14 protein-coding genes and 1 pseudogene are annotated in these 13,310 nt (G+C 74.3%); 5 read left to right on the forward strand and 10 right to left on the reverse strand.

The features are described from left to right. Positions 1-1,770 (forward strand): annotated as a pseudogene (locus HH311_RS21145) (hypothetical protein); the annotation flags it as partial. A gap of 108 nt (positions 1,771-1,878) precedes the next feature. Here the strand turns inward: HH311_RS21145 and HH311_RS21150 are convergent. Both HH311_RS21150 and HH311_RS21155 read right to left on the reverse strand, forming a co-directional pair. Beyond that, positions 1,879-2,493 (reverse strand): TMEM175 family protein, encoded by a 615-nt coding sequence (locus HH311_RS21150; RefSeq protein WP_169185681.1) that lies wholly within the window; start codon positions 2,491-2,493, stop codon positions 1,879-1,881. A gap of 9 nt (positions 2,494-2,502) precedes the next feature. Then, positions 2,503-2,907 (reverse strand): hypothetical protein, encoded by a 405-nt coding sequence (locus HH311_RS21155; protein WP_169185682.1) that lies wholly within the window; start codon positions 2,905-2,907, stop codon positions 2,503-2,505. 321 nt (positions 2,908-3,228) lie between these two features. Between HH311_RS21155 and HH311_RS21160 the strand changes: the two genes are divergently transcribed. Next, complete coding sequence (locus tag HH311_RS21160; protein ID WP_169185683.1) at positions 3,229-3,918, forward strand: alpha/beta fold hydrolase; 690 nt, start codon at positions 3,229-3,231, stop codon at positions 3,916-3,918. An 82-nt stretch (positions 3,919-4,000) separates the two neighbouring features. Here HH311_RS21160 and HH311_RS21165 read toward each other — a convergent pair whose 3' ends face one another. Beyond that, positions 4,001-4,456, reverse strand: coding sequence for a BLUF domain-containing protein (locus tag HH311_RS21165; RefSeq protein ID WP_169185684.1), 456 nt, complete (start codon positions 4,454-4,456; stop codon positions 4,001-4,003). Between the two features lie 382 nt (positions 4,457-4,838). On the opposite strand from HH311_RS21165, the gene HH311_RS21170 reads away from it, so the two are divergent. Together HH311_RS21170 and HH311_RS21175 are read left to right on the forward strand one after the other, a co-directional pair. Beyond that, entirely contained in the window at positions 4,839-6,056 is a 1,218-nt protein-coding gene (locus HH311_RS21170; RefSeq protein WP_169185685.1) for a nitrous oxide reductase family maturation protein NosD, read from the forward strand. Positions 6,057-6,169: 113 nt separating this feature from the next. Continuing rightward, positions 6,170-6,373, forward strand: coding sequence for a hypothetical protein (locus HH311_RS21175; protein ID WP_169185686.1), 204 nt, complete (start codon positions 6,170-6,172; stop codon positions 6,371-6,373). Here the strand turns inward: HH311_RS21175 and HH311_RS21180 are convergent. From HH311_RS21180 to HH311_RS21205, 6 genes are all read right to left on the reverse strand, one after another. Further along, positions 6,370-7,521, reverse strand: a complete 1,152-nt coding sequence (locus HH311_RS21180) for a glycosyltransferase (RefSeq protein ID WP_169185687.1) — start codon at positions 7,519-7,521, stop codon at positions 6,370-6,372. The two genes, HH311_RS21175 and HH311_RS21180, sit on opposite strands and share 4 nt — an antisense overlap. Positions 7,522-7,562: 41 nt before the next feature. Continuing rightward, a complete protein-coding gene (locus tag HH311_RS21185; RefSeq protein WP_169185688.1) occupies positions 7,563-8,753 on the reverse strand; it encodes an RNA polymerase sigma factor in 1,191 nt (396 codons plus the stop codon). An 8-nt stretch (positions 8,754-8,761) separates the two neighbouring features. Continuing rightward, entirely contained in the window at positions 8,762-9,100 is a 339-nt protein-coding gene (locus HH311_RS21190) for a YciI family protein (protein ID WP_169185689.1), read from the reverse strand. Between the two features lie 41 nt (positions 9,101-9,141). Further along, the gene (locus HH311_RS21195; RefSeq protein ID WP_312030299.1) at positions 9,142-9,573 is read right to left on the reverse strand and encodes a DUF6069 family protein; all 432 of its coding nucleotides are present in this window, start codon (positions 9,571-9,573) and stop codon (positions 9,142-9,144) included. A gap of 135 nt (positions 9,574-9,708) precedes the next feature. Next, positions 9,709-10,461, reverse strand: coding sequence for an ANTAR domain-containing protein (locus tag HH311_RS21200; protein ID WP_169185690.1), 753 nt, complete (start codon positions 10,459-10,461; stop codon positions 9,709-9,711). A 152-nt stretch (positions 10,462-10,613) separates the two neighbouring features. Beyond that, entirely contained in the window at positions 10,614-10,964 is a 351-nt protein-coding gene (locus HH311_RS21205) for a hypothetical protein (protein ID WP_169185691.1), read from the reverse strand. Positions 10,965-11,206: 242 nt separating this feature from the next. Here HH311_RS21205 and denD point away from each other — a divergent pair, with 242 nt between their 5' ends. Continuing rightward, on the forward strand, positions 11,207-12,199 hold the full coding sequence (gene denD, locus HH311_RS21210) for a D-erythronate dehydrogenase (protein ID WP_169185692.1): 993 nt from the start codon (positions 11,207-11,209) through the stop codon (positions 12,197-12,199). Here denD and HH311_RS21215 read toward each other — a convergent pair. Next, on the reverse strand, positions 12,156-13,298 hold the full coding sequence (locus tag HH311_RS21215) for a 3-isopropylmalate dehydrogenase (RefSeq protein WP_169185693.1): 1,143 nt from the start codon (positions 13,296-13,298) through the stop codon (positions 12,156-12,158). The genes denD and HH311_RS21215 overlap by 44 nt on opposite strands. Positions 13,299-13,310: the final 12 nt, after the last annotated feature.

Here is a 13,310-nt window from a genome sequence, read left to right on the forward strand (position 1 = left end):
ACCGAGGCCCACGTCTACCTGCGGCTGCTGCACCCCGACCTGGTCGGCGCCGACGACACCACCATCATCACCACCCTCACCGAAGAACTCCTCACCCCCAAGAGCTCCGGCCACGGGCCCGACAACGACCCTGACGACGACGGTCCTGACGACCACGGCCCCCACCACGGCCCTGACAACCGCGGACCCGACGACAGCGGCCCCGACGACAGCGGCCCCGACGACGGCGGACCCGACCGCGGACCCGGCGACGGCGGACCCGACCGCGGCCCCGGCGACGGCCCTGGCGACGGCGGTGCCGACGAGGCCCGGGACGACGACGGCCTCGCGGCTGGTAGCCGGAGCGACGCGGACAGGAACCCTCCGCAAGACGGCCCTCCGGGCGAGGCCGACGCCGACCAACGCGGCATCGACGACTGCGACCTCGACGAGCGCCACCCCCATGGCTACCGCCACGGTTCCGGCGGCTCGGGCTCCGACGGGCGCGGGCCCAGCACGAGCGGCGGCGCGGACGACCACGGACCTGTAGCGCACGACGCGGACGGCGCTGGTCGTGAGGACCCGCCGCACAGCGACTCGCAGGACCACCACACCCCGGAGCACCCCGACCAGCAGACCAGCCCCAACAACGCCGAGCACGAGCCCAGCGAATACCAGCCCACCGGAGACCAGCCGAACGGGGACGAGCCGAACGGGGACGAGCCGAACGGGGACGAGCCGAACGGGGACGAGCCGAACGGGGACGAGCCGAACGAGGTCGGGCCTGACCCGGGGTCGCTGGAGGACGGGGAGCCTCCCCCTGACGATCCCGGGGAGCACCCGGGCGCGGAAGGCAGGGCGGGCGGGGCGGCGGTGGCGTTCCGGTCCGGGGTGGCGGTGCGCCTGGAGCTGACCACGCTGCTGCGCCGCGACCAGCGCCCCGGCGAGGTCCCCGGCTACGGCACCGTCGTCGCCTCCACCGCCCGGCTCCTGGCCCGCACCCGCGACGGGGCCGCCACCCGGCTCCTGCTCTACGACCCCGACGGCCACCTCGAACACGTCCTGACCCTGCCCCCACTCGGAGCCCGCGGCGCCCGGCGCCGCGGCCGGCACCGCAAACAAGTCGTCGAACTCACCGCCCACACCCACACCCTCGACGACCTCGACCCCACCGAGCACCTCGGCCACGACGCCACCCTCCTCGGCCAGGCCCAGGCCGCGCTCGCCCGGGCCCGCGCCCGCCCCACCACCGAGCACCCCGCCCACGCCCACGCCGAGAGCCGCCGGCGCCACCCCGGCGCCGAGCTCGCCGCCTGGATCACCGCCCGCGACCAAACCTGCCGCTTCCCCGGCTGCGACCGGCCCGCGCTGCGCGCCGACCTCGACCACACCCGCGACTGGCTCCACAGCGGCCCCACCCACGCCGCCAACCTCGGCGCGCTCTGCGAACCCCACCACCGGCTCAAACACCAGCACCCCGACTGGACGCTGACCCAGCCCGAGCCCGGCACCTTCGTCTGGACCGCGCCCACCGGCACCACCCACACCGTCACCGCCGCGCGGTACCACCCCGCGCCCGCCCCCCTGGCCCCGACCGACGCCCCGATGAGCATCCCCGACCTCGTCCACGCCCCACCGCCACGCACACCCCCGCCATGGGCGGCCCGCCGCAACCAGCACGGCCACCTCACCGACCCCGCCCGCACCACCGCCGCCCGCCTGACCCACGCCACCACCCACACCGCACCCCAGACCCCACCCAACCCCTACGACCACGACCCCGACTTCTGACGCCTCGCCGCGGCTCCCGCGCATCCCGGCCCGTCACGGTCAGCCGCTGGAGGCCGAGGGGGCTCGTCGTCGAGCGCCTGCAGGATTGCGCCCCGCCGGGCGCCGCCCTCACCCCTCGTCGGTGCCGCCCGAGGGCGTGAGCTGGTCGAAGCAGTAGTAGAGGGCCAGCACGCCGTGCAGGGCGAGGGTCGCGACGGCGCTCACGAAGCTCAACGCGATCGCCGCGGCGTAGAGGACCTGGCCCGCACCGAACCGTCGCAGCGTCGCGCGGCGCGTGGCCGCGTCGAGGGGCCGCTCCAGCAGCCCGGGGCGGCGCGTGATCGTCAACCACAGCACGCTGAACGCGATCCCCATCGCGAGCATCGTCGCGCTGTAGACGGCCGCGGCCACGCTCCCCTCGGGTTCGAGGAGGTAGTCCGCGAGCAGGCGGGTCGGGAACGGGATCACCGAGACGGTGAGCAGCAGGACGAGGTTGGCGAAGAGCACCACCCGGTCCACCCGGCCGACCAGCGTCAGCATCGTGTGGTGGTTGAGCCAGATGATGCCGATGACGAGGAAGCTGACCAGGTAGGCGAGGTAGGCCGGCCACTCGTGGACCAGCGCCGCCCACAGCCCGTTCCGCCTCGCCTCCTCGAGCGACGGGACGCTGAGGTCGAGCACGAGCAGGGTGATGGCGATCGCGAACACGCCGTCGCTGAACGCCTCCACCCGGCCCGTACGCACCGGCGGGACTCAGGTCAGGGCGCCGGGAGCCGGATCCGCGGCCGGGCTGCGGTGCCGCGCCAGGGCGGGGCGCACCAGGACCACGCCGACGATCGTCAGCACGATGAACACGGCGCCCGTCACCAGCACCCACGTCGGCGCGTGGTCCGGTCCGAGGAACGCCGGCACCGTGGAGAGGGCCGAGAGCACCCGGGCGACGACCGCGATCCACATGCCCGTCCGCCCGGCGCGGTCGCGGGTGCCGGGCGTGAGGTGGAGCGCGAGCCCGATCAACGTCACCACGCCGAGCACGACCGACAGCACGTTCGCGGCGGGCGGCGCGCCGACGTCGGAGAAGACGAGCGGCGACAGGACGTCGAGCACGGACAGGAGCGTGAACAGCACGAGCCCCGTGACGAGAGCAGGTGAACGCATGGTGATCCCCCCGGATGGCGATTGCGCTGAACGAGCGAGAAAATCCACATCAGCGCCCGGAAATCATCGCACTGCGTGACGACGAGCACGAGTAGATGACCGGAATACGGCGTTCCCGAGAAACGAGCACATGTGCGCTCGTTCGTCCGTCGGTTCCGATCTCCCGCGCGCACCTCCCCACGCTGTGCGCCCGCGTGCTCACCGGTCGTCGAGGTCCGCACGCTCACGCCCGGCCCGCGACCGGATCGAGGTCGCAGCGACACCGATCCGTGCCCGGCGCGGTGGACGGTCACGACCGACAGCCGGTGGAGGGGAGTCCGCATGAGCGGCGTCAACGTCGTCCTGGTCCACGGAGCATGGGCCGACGGCTCGTGCTGGAGCTCCGTGGTCCGAGCACTCCAGGAACGGGGCCACACCGTCACGAGTCCGCAATTCCCCGAGACCTCGCTCGACGCCGACGTCGCGCGCCTGCGACAGGTCCTCCGGCGCCAGGACGGTCCCACCCTCGTCGTCGGGCACTCCTACGGCGGACAGATCGTCACGGCCCTGGGGCAGGACGCCCCGAATGCGGTCGGTCTCGTCTACGTCGCCGCCTTCGGGCTCGACGAGGGCGAATCCATCGGCAAGCTCCTCGCCCAGGGGCCCCCGACGCCGGCCCTGGCCCACCTCGACATCGACGACCTCGGGTTCGCCTGGCTGCCCGAGGACGACTTCGTCGAGCACTTCGCGGCCGACGTCGACCCGGCCCACGCACGGGTCCTGCACGCCGTCCAGCAGCCGCTCGCGGCGGGCGCCCTCGAGGACGTCATGGGCGTACCCGCCTGGAGTGCGCTGCCGTCCTGGTACCTGGTGGCCACCGAGGACGAGGCGATCCCGCCCGACGCCGAGCGCTCGTTCGCCGCGCGCATGGGCGCCACGACCGTCGAGCTCGCGTCGAGCCACGTCCCGATGATCTCCCACCCCGACGAGGTCGTGGACCTCATCGCCACCGCGCTGGCCCACGTCGGCTAGCCCGCCCACACCGCGTCAGCGGCAGCTCACCGCTGCGGGCCTCGGTGTGCGACGTCGCGCTGCTCGACCGGACCACCGCCGGCTAGACCGTGTCGGCGCCGATCGCGTTGCGCATCGTCGTGAGTAGGTTCCGCTGCTCGGTGGTGAGGTGCTGCGGGGACTTCGGGGCGATGACGCCCTGCGTGACGTGCAGCGGGATGTCGGCGTGGCCGACCGACGAGACCTGGGCCATCGACCAGTGCGGGAAGACCCGCGCGTCGACCGTGCGGGTCTCGAGGATGGTCAGCTGCTCGTGCCGGGGGTCCTCGCCGATGCGCGCGTAGAGCCCCTCCACCGCGTCCTGCACCCCCTCGAGGACCTGCACGAAGTAGTGGTCGGTGATCAGCAGCGCCCCGGTGATCTCGGCGCCCTTGTTGTGCGACCGCGCCGTGCTGAAGATCTCGGCGAGGACCGTCGGACGGTCCGGCCGAGGGATGCGGCTGTGGCTGCTGTACAGGAGCTGGAACACCGATGACGTGTCCCCACCCGGCTCGGTCATCGCATGCCTCTCCTCGCGTCGACGGCGCCCCTCCGTGGACGTGTCAGGCGTCACAGTAGGGGGGCCGCGTCGAGCACGTCCAGCGTTCGCGGAACGGCGGGACGCCCCATGACCGGCTGTCGGCAAAGGCGTTCGCGCGCCTTTGTAGGCCACACGACCGAATCTTGAGCCCCACGATCGGGTGCACTCGCTACGACTTCGCGTCACGTCGCGGCAGGCTCCGTCCCATCCGAGGTCACGTGGTCGGGGCTCCCACGGACCGGTCTCCGGTCGTCGGGTCGCGTTCGGTCACGGTTCGGTGACGACACCAGACGAGGGGGCTGTGGTGGGGCGAGCGACGACGGTGCGGGGACGGTCGGCGCGCCTGGGGATCCTGGGTGCGGTGGGGGCCTTCGCGATCGGACTGGTGGTCCCGGGGGTGGGCGCGGCCGCGCCGGCCGCACCGCCGCCGGCGGGGGCGGCCGTCGTCGGGACGGCGTCCGCGAGCTGTCCGCGGCCCACGTTCCCGACGATCCAGGCCGCGGTCGACGCGGCCCCACCGGGCGGCACGGTCTACGTCTGCGCGGGCCGCTACACCGGCCCCGTCACGATCACGAAGGCGCTGCGGCTGCTGGGCGCGCAGTACGGGCGCGACGCCCGGACGCGGCCGACGACGGCGGCGCAGGAAACCGTGATCACCTCCCCCACCGCCGGGTTCTCGGTCGGTCCGGTCGACCGGCTCACCGTCGACGGGTTCACCTTCTCCGGGAGCGGCGGGGACGGGATCGACGCCTTCGCGAAGCCCGGCTCCTTCTCGATCGTCGACAACGTCTTCAGCGGCAACCAGAACGGCATGAACGTCAACGCGACCGGGCCGGCGCGCTCGACGATCTCCCGGAACCGCTTCACGGCGAACAACAGCGGTCCCGTCGGGCCGGCCGGGACCGGCGTGCTGTTCACCTCCGGCGCGGCGGACGGCGTCACGGTGTCGGACAACCTGTTCGAGCGTCACGCCAGCGCCGCGGTCAACAGCATCGGGGATCCCTCGGACCGCTCCACGGGGCTCGTCGTCAGCGGCAACCGCAGCGTGGACGACGCGAGCTTCGCGGTGGTCAACAACGCCGACGGCGCGGTCGTCGACGGCAACCAGGCGACGAAGGCCCCGTCGGCCGCCGACGGCACGATCATCTACATCGTCGGCAACACCGACCGACTGCGGATCAGCCGCAACATCCTCTCCGGCGACGCGGGCACCGGGATCTCGGCCAACGGCGCCTTCGGCTCCGCCCCCAGCACGAACCTGCTCATCGACTCCAACGTCGTCCGGAACCGGACGACCGGGATCGCCGTCAACGACGACCACCGCAGCGTGACCGTCCGCAGCAACGTCGTCCAGGGCTCGACCGGCAACGGCATCCGGCTCGCCGCCGGGTCGCAGGGGGTCACCGTCACGAGCAACGCGGTGGTGGGCAGCGGCGGCGTCGACTGCGTCGACGAGTCCACGGGGTCCGGCACGGCAGGCACCGCGGACACCTGGACGCGCAACGCGGGCCGCACGTCCACCCCGGCGGGCCTCTGCATCCCGGGGGTCGCGCCCGCGACGGCCTCGACGCCGTCCTGACCGGGGCGTCCGAGGTGCTCCTGGATCGAGAAATAGTCGCGGCCGCCGTTTCGGCCTGCGCCACGTGGTCACCCTGGGCCGCAACAGGGGGCCCGTTCGAGCAGGAGGACCACATGGCTACGCCGACCGCCGACCTCACCTCGATGGCGCTGCCCGTTCTCGCCCGCCGCTACGACTGCGACCTCACCGAGGCGGAGTCGATGCTGCACGAGTGGTCCGAGAACACGTGCATCCAGGTCGAGGACGTCGCCGCGTGGGTGCTCTGGGAGGCGCCCACGCTCGAGACCACGAGGGCCCCGGAGCTCGTGAGCCACTAGCCGGCGGCGGTGATCACCGCGACGGCGTCGTCGGCTGGCGGGAGCGCCGCGATCTCCTCGGCGACCCCGCGCGCGACCACGGCCGCGGCGGGATCGTCGAGGACGTGGGCGATGGCGCGCCGGAGATCCGACGGCTCCACCGCGCTCGACGGGGCTCCCGCGTCGCGGGGCCGGACCACCACCCCGGCGCCGAGCTCGCCGACCCGGCGGGCGTTCATCGGCTGGTCGGCGAACAGCGGCGTGATCACGAGCGGCACCCCGGCCGCCAGGGCCCCGAGCGTCGTCCCCGACCCGCCGTGGCAGACCACGACGTCGGCCTGGGCGAGCACGTCGGCCTGCGGGACCCAGCGGGCGACGTGGACGTGCGGGCCCGACGGGACCACCGCGCCGTCCTCGACGCCCTCGCCCGTGGTCAGCAGGACGCGGGCCGGCAGGTCGGCCACCGCCTCCAGGGCCACCCGGTAGATCGGGGCGGCGAACGGCACCGTCGCCGCCACGCTGCCGAAGGTGACGTACACCAGCGGACGGTCGTCGCCGGGCCAGTGAACGGGCAGAGGGCCCGGCGCCGCCGACGGGAGGCGGAACCGGTGGGTGGGCGACGGGTCGGCCCCGTGCCCGGAGTCGAGGGTCGGCGGGAAGAACGTCAGGTACGGGGTGTCCGCGATGCGCGCCGAGAGCCCACGGCGCCAGCCCTCGACGGCGGGCTCGGCCAGCTCCGTGATCTGCTGCTGCGCGGCGATCAGCCCCACTCCGACCTGCACCGACGGCACCCCTTCGGAATCCGCCACCACCGCCGACGCGAACTCCGCGGGCTCGCGGACGACGACGTCGGGCGCCCACCGGCGCACGACGTCGCGCATCGTCGGGAGCATCGCGCGCACGTTGAGGGTGGCGAAGATCTGCCCGACGACGAGCCGCTCCGCCTCCTCGACCGGCAGCTGCGGGACCCGGGCCCAGAGGGGCCCGGTCTCGGCCTCGTCGGGCAGCGCCCCCGGGACGAACCGCAGGCCCTCCCGCTCGGCCGTCGACGACAGCATGGGCGGGCCGACGAGGACGACCTCGTGGCCCGCCTGCCGGCACGCCCGCGCGAGCGGGAGCATCGGGGTGACGTGCCCCGCCCCGCCGGTGCTCGCGAAGAGGATGCGCATCGGACGACGTTAGGGCAGGTCATCCGCGCCGGGGAGGGGTGTCAGCGGGCGAGATGGGCGAGCCGGTCGCGCAGGAACGCGCGCTCGGTGTCGTTGCCGGCGAGGGCGACGGCCTCGTCGTAGGCCTCGCGAGCCTCGTCGGGACGGTCGAGCCGGGCGAGGAGGTCGGCGCGCGTCGCCGGCAGCAGGTGGTAGCCGGGGATGTCGAGCTCCTCGATCGCGGCGAGGGCGGCCGCGGGCCCGTGCACCTCGGCGACGGCGACCGCCCGGTTGAGCGCGACGATCGGGGTGGGGGTGAGGACGAGGAGCTGGTCGTAGAGCGTCAGCACCTGCGCCCAGTCGGTCTCGGTGCCGTAGGTGTGGACGGCGTTGATGGCGGCCTGGATCTGGTACGGCCCGGGTCGGTCGCGACGGAGGCAGCGCCGGACGAGGTCGTGTCCCTCCGCGATCAGCTCCCGGTTCCACAAGGTGCGGTCCTGCTCGGCGAGCGTCACCAGCTCGCCGTCGGGTCCCACCCGGGCCGGTCGCCGCGCCTCGATCAGCAGCAGGAGCGCGAGCAGCCCGAGCACCTCGGGCTCGTCGGGCATCAGCTCGGCGAGCGCGCGGGCCAGGCGCACCGCCTCCGCCGACAGGTCGGTCCGCAGCAGCGGCCCCGTCGTCGCCGTGTAGCCCTCGTTGAAGATCAGGTAGAGGACGGTCAGCACCGGCGGGAGACGGTCGGGGAGCTCCGCCTCGCCGGGCACCCGGTACGGGATGCCGGCATCGCGGATCTTCTTCTTCGCCCGCACGATGCGCTGGGAGATCGTCGCCTCCGGCACGACGTAGGCCCGGGCGATCTCGGGGACCTCGAGCCCGCCCAGCAGGCGCAGGGTCAGCGCGGTCTGCGCGAGGGGGGACAGGGCGGGGTGGCAGCAGGTGAAGATCAGTCGCAGCTGGTCGTCGCGCACGGGTCCCACCTCCTCGGGCTCGTCGGGGGCCTGCAGCAGCAGCGCCTGGGCGTGGCGGGCCTCGCGGGTCGACTCCCGGCGGAGGCGGTCGGTGGCCCGGTTGCGGGCCGTCGTGACGATCCAGGCCCCCGGGTTGCGCGGCGGCCCGGTCTCGGACCACTTCTCCAGCGCCACCGCGAACGCGTCCTGCACGGCCTCCTCGGCGAGCCCGATGTCGCCGAGGAGGCGTGTCAGGGTGGCGACGCAGCGGCCGTACTCGGCCCGGAAGACGCTCGTGAGGTCCATGGGGCCGATCAGGCGAGGCCGTCGAACGGACGGACCTCGATCGGCACGCCGCAGGCCACGGTGCACTTCCGCGCCCAGGCCAGGGCCGCGTCGAGATCGTCGAGCTCGAGGACCCAGAACCCGCCCAGCTGCTCCTTCGTCTCGGCGAAGGGCCCGTCGGTCATGGTGGTGGTGCCGTTCTGGACGCGGACCACGGTGGCGCTGTCGGAGGGCAGCAGTCCCCCGGCGAAGAGGAAGATCCCCTCGGCCTTCATCTCGTCGTTGACCGCGCCCACCCGGGCGAACATGGCGTCCCGTTCCTCGTCGGTGTAGGCGGGCGCGCTCTCGTCGATCCGGACTCCCAGCATGTACTGCACGGTGGTGTCTCCCTTCGTGACGTCGGTGGTGGTCAGGCCAGCCGGCGAGCGACGGCGGGGATCACGACGGCGGCCGCGACGACGTGGGTCGCCATCAGCAGCAGCTTGGTGGTCACCGCGGCGTCGGCCAACAGGTCCGGCACGAAGGACAGCACGGTGAGCACGACGGTGGCGCGCAGCCACGCGGTGCGCGGGCGGCCGGCGAAGCGGCGCAGTCCCGCCGCGATGGCCAGCCCGACGACGGAGAAGATCACGGTCAGGACGCCGAAGCCCATCGTCGGGATCGGGGCGCCGGAGACGGCCGTGCTGATCCCGACCGCCTGGCCGGCGGCCGCGACGACCACGGTGGCGGCGGCCGCGGCGACGGTGGCCGCCGCGCCGGTCAGCAGCAGCGAGCCGAGGCCCGGGGCCGTCGTCGTGCCGGTGGTGGTGACGGTGCGGGTGGTGGGGGCGGTGATGGACACGGGAACCTCCGGTGGGGTGTGGAGGGCGGCTCGGTCGCCGCTCTCTCACCCTGGCGACGAACGGGACCGACGCCGTTCGACATGCCTCCGGAAGTTTTTTCCCGGCCGCGGTTCCGCGGAGCCCGGGGTGGGTCCTCAGCGCGGCGTCGGCGTCGGCGTGTCGCCGCTCTCGGAGCCCCCGCGGGCGCGCTCCTCGGCCTCCTCGGTCAGCCAGCGGGCGACCTCGGCGAGCTTCATGTTGGTGTCCTGCGAGGCCGTGACCAGCATCTGGAACGCCGCTTCGTCGCCCACGGCGAAGCGCTCCATGAGCAGGCCCTTCGCGCGGCCGATCATGTCGCGGTTGGCCAGCGCGCGGTTGAGGCCCGCGGCGGTGTCGGCCCCGTACATCAACGTCCCCGCCTGCAGCGCGAACAGCCCGGCGGTGACCTCGTCCTCGGCCGAGAACGCGTCCGGCGTGCGCGAGTAGAGGTTCAGCGAGGAGCGGCGGCTCTCGCGGCCGGAGGACAGCTGGGCCGAGAGCAGGCACCGGAAGCCGGCCTGGACCGCCTTCGCCGCGAACCTCGGCCACCGCGCGCCGTCGGACCCCGCGAGGTCACGGGCCAGGATCAGGCCGTCCGGCGGCGGGTCCTCGGCCGCGGTGATGCACGGCCCCTCGTCGAGCTCGTCCTGGAGGCGGTCGAGCTCGTTGACGATCTCGCTGGTCGCGTGGCTGGCGCGCCCGGTGACCTGGTGGGTGCGGGAGAGCCCGCCCTCGTCCGCGGCGTCGATCAGGGCCACGGCCGACGTCACGATCTGGTCGAGCGTCGCGTCGAGGTCCGGGCGGGGAGCGCGCACCAGCTCCTTGCCCGCCTCCCGCAGCGCGACCACGAGCCGGTCACCAGAGCGCACGCGACAACCCTCTCCGTCGGTGGGACGGTCGGCCGCGCTGCTGTGGCCTGCGAGCGTCGATCTTCACCGACGCCGTACGGCTCCACAACACGGCCCCCACCACCGGGGGGCCGACCGGCCGACGCGGACGGGGGCGCGGCCGGTGGGTGGCCTCAGCCCCGGAGCCACCGGTCGGCCTGGGCCCCGGTGGAGGCCCAGGTGACGTTCGCCGAGTGCCCGGCGAGCCGCGCCACCAGCTGCAGGCGCTCGCGTGACGAGGCCCGGGCGCCGAAGCCGCGCCACGCCGCGGTCATCGTGGGGTCGAGCACCAGGACCCGCGACGCGGCGTCGATCTGCTCCTCGAGGTGGGCGGCGCTGCCGACGAGGGCGCTGCCGCCGGTGATCTTCTCGGCCCAGCGCGCCGCGTCCTGCGCGCCCCGCTCGTCGGTGCGGACGCTGATCACGAGGGCGTCGGGAGTGGTGGGGACGGAGTCGGCTCGACGGGCGAGCGACGGGGAGGACATCGTGGTTCCTTTGCGGACGATCTGCGGTTCTCCGGGCCGGCCACGGCCCGTGGGATCCATTGTTCTCCCGCGACCACCCACGGTGGAGGGCGCTCCGATTCGGCCTGCTGCTCCTCCGACAAGAAGGCCGAATGGTCGCCCACGCAACCATCGCTCCCGTCGCGCGTCGTCGGGATGCGCCGCGGTGCCTGGTGGTGACCCCGGTCACCCGTTAGCGTCACCATGACGCGAGGGAGTTGGGCATGAGGCACCACCGCGCGGTCGTCACCGGCGCGGCGGGGTTCCTCGGGACCCTCCTCGCCCGCCGCCTCCTCGCCGGGCCCGTCCCGCTCGACGGCGGACCGCCCGCCCCGGTCGACGAGCTGGTGCTGCTCGACCTCGCCCCGCCGGCGCCCGACCTGGCGGCCGACCCCCGCACGACGGTGCTGACCGGCTCCCTCGCCGAGGTCCTCGACCGCGTGCCCGACGTCGACGCCGTCTTCCACCTGGCCGGCGTGGTCAGCGGGGCCGCCGAGGCCGACTTCGACCTCGGCATGGCCACCAACCTCGACGCCACCCGGGCCGTGCTCGAACGCGCCCGGGCCCAGGCCCGTCCCCCGCTGCTCGTCTTCACCAGCTCGCTGGCCGTGTTCGGCGCCGACCCGGCCGGCCCCGCGCTGGGCACCGTCGACGACGACACCCTGCCCCGCCCGCAGTCCAGCTACGGCGTGCAGAAGTTCATCGGCGAGCAGCTGGTGGCCGACTACACCCGCAAGGGCTTCCTGCGGGGCCGCTCGGTCCGGCTGATGACGGTGTCGGTGCGGCCCGGCCGTCCGAACGCGGCAGCGTCGAGCTTCCTGTCGAGCATCCTGCGGGAACCGCTCGCCGGTCAGCGGGCCACGTGCCCGGTCCCGCCGGACACCCCGGTGGCGCTGTCCTCCCCGCCGCGCACGCTCGAGGGCATCCTGCGCGCCGCCGCCGTCGCCGAGGCCGCCTGGGGCAGCCGGACGGCGATGAACCTGCCGTCGATCACCACCACGCCCCGCGAGATGGTCGAGGCCCTCGACCGCGTCACCGGCCGGGACACCGGCCGGCTCGTGGACTGGATCCCCGACCCGGCGATCGCCGCGATCGTCGGGACCTGGCCCGCACGGTTCACCACCGACCGCGCCGCCGCGCTCGGGCTGCGGCCCGACGACGCCGTCGACGACCTCATCCGCCACCACCTCGCCGCGTCCGGGGAGCCGCCGCGCTGAGCGCCGTCATCAGCGAGGCGTCCGGATCGACGACGGCGCCCGGGTCGACGTCGCGCACGCGCTCGGCGATCCGGCGCCCGACGCCGGCGGTGGTGTCGCCCAGGGCGGGCCCCACGGGCAGCTCCGCGAGGACCGACGCGGCGGCGGCCTCGAGGGCCAGCGCGGCCTCGCGCTCGCCGAGACCCGCCAGGCACATCGCCGCCGAGAGCACCGCGGCCACCGGGTTGGCACGGCCCGTGCCGGCGATGTCGGGCGCCGAGCCGTGGACGGGCTCGAACATCGAGGGGGTGTCCCCGGCGGGGTTGATGTTCCCGCTCGCCGCGACGCCGAGCCCGCCCTGGAGGGTGGCCCCGAGGTCGCTGATGATGTCGCCGAAGAGGTTGTCGGTGACCACGACGTCGAACCGCTCGGGTGCCAGCGGCAGGTGCTGGCACATCGCGTCGGCGTGGACGTAGTCGTGCGCCACCTCGGGGTGGTCGTGCCCGATCTCCTCGACGATCCCGGACCACAGGGCACCGGCCTCGACCAAGATGTTGGTCTTGTGGCACAGCGTCAGTCGCCGGCGCCGGGCCCGCGCCAGCCGGAAGGCGTAGCCGACGCAGGCCCGGGTCGCCGCGGTGGTGGTGACCGAGGTCTGGATCGCGGTCGCCTCGTCGGTCCCGCGGTGGACGGTGGAGCCGCCGCCCGCGTACAGGCCCTCGGTGTTCTCCCGGATGATCACCAGGTCGCACCGCTCGGGCGTGAGGTCCCGGACGGGACTGGTCACGCCCGGGTAGAGCCGCACCGGGCGGACGTTCACCGCGTGGCGCAGCGCGACCCGCAGCGCGACGACGAGGCCGCGCTCGAGCACTCCCGGCGGCACCCGGGGGTCCCCGACGGCGCCGAGCAGGATCGCGTCGTGGCGCCGGAGGCCCTCCAGGCTCGCGTCGTCGAGCGCGACGCCGTCGCGCAGCCACCGCTCGGCCCCGAGGTCGTAGTCGGTCGTGGTGATCCCGAAGCCGAACCGGTCGGCGGCCGCGCGGACGCTGCGCAGCGCCTCGACGGTGACGTCCGGCCCGATGCCGTCGCCGGCGACGACGGCGAGGTCGTGCGTGGGCATGCGGGTCCTCTC

This window comes from Actinomycetospora sp. TBRC 11914, from assembly GCF_012933465.1.
In the GTDB taxonomy this organism is placed as follows: domain Bacteria; phylum Actinomycetota; class Actinomycetes; order Mycobacteriales; family Pseudonocardiaceae; genus Actinomycetospora.

What these genes read in the sequence shown, in the direction of transcription:
- HH311_RS21155 (WP_169185682.1), bottom strand. Translation starts at nt 2,907, where the DNA reads ATGCGTTCACCTGCTCTCGTCACGGGGCTCGTGCTGTTCACGCTCCTG.
- HH311_RS21160 (WP_169185683.1), top strand. Translation starts at nt 3,229, where the DNA reads ATGAGCGGCGTCAACGTCGTCCTGGTCCACGGAGCATGGGCCGACGGC.
- HH311_RS21165 (WP_169185684.1), bottom strand. Translation starts at nt 4,456, where the DNA reads ATGACCGAGCCGGGTGGGGACACGTCATCGGTGTTCCAGCTCCTGTAC.
- HH311_RS21175 (WP_169185686.1), top strand. Translation starts at nt 6,170, where the DNA reads ATGGCTACGCCGACCGCCGACCTCACCTCGATGGCGCTGCCCGTTCTC.
- HH311_RS21180 (WP_169185687.1), bottom strand. Translation starts at nt 7,521, where the DNA reads ATGCGCATCCTCTTCGCGAGCACCGGCGGGGCGGGGCACGTCACCCCG.
- HH311_RS21185 (WP_169185688.1), bottom strand. Translation starts at nt 8,753, where the DNA reads ATGGACCTCACGAGCGTCTTCCGGGCCGAGTACGGCCGCTGCGTCGCC.
- HH311_RS21190 (WP_169185689.1), bottom strand. Translation starts at nt 9,100, where the DNA reads ATGCTGGGAGTCCGGATCGACGAGAGCGCGCCCGCCTACACCGACGAG.
- HH311_RS21205 (WP_169185691.1), bottom strand. Translation starts at nt 10,964, where the DNA reads ATGTCCTCCCCGTCGCTCGCCCGTCGAGCCGACTCCGTCCCCACCACT.
- denD (WP_169185692.1), top strand. Translation starts at nt 11,207, where the DNA reads ATGAGGCACCACCGCGCGGTCGTCACCGGCGCGGCGGGGTTCCTCGGG.
- HH311_RS21215 (WP_169185693.1), bottom strand. Translation starts at nt 13,298, where the DNA reads ATGCCCACGCACGACCTCGCCGTCGTCGCCGGCGACGGCATCGGGCCG.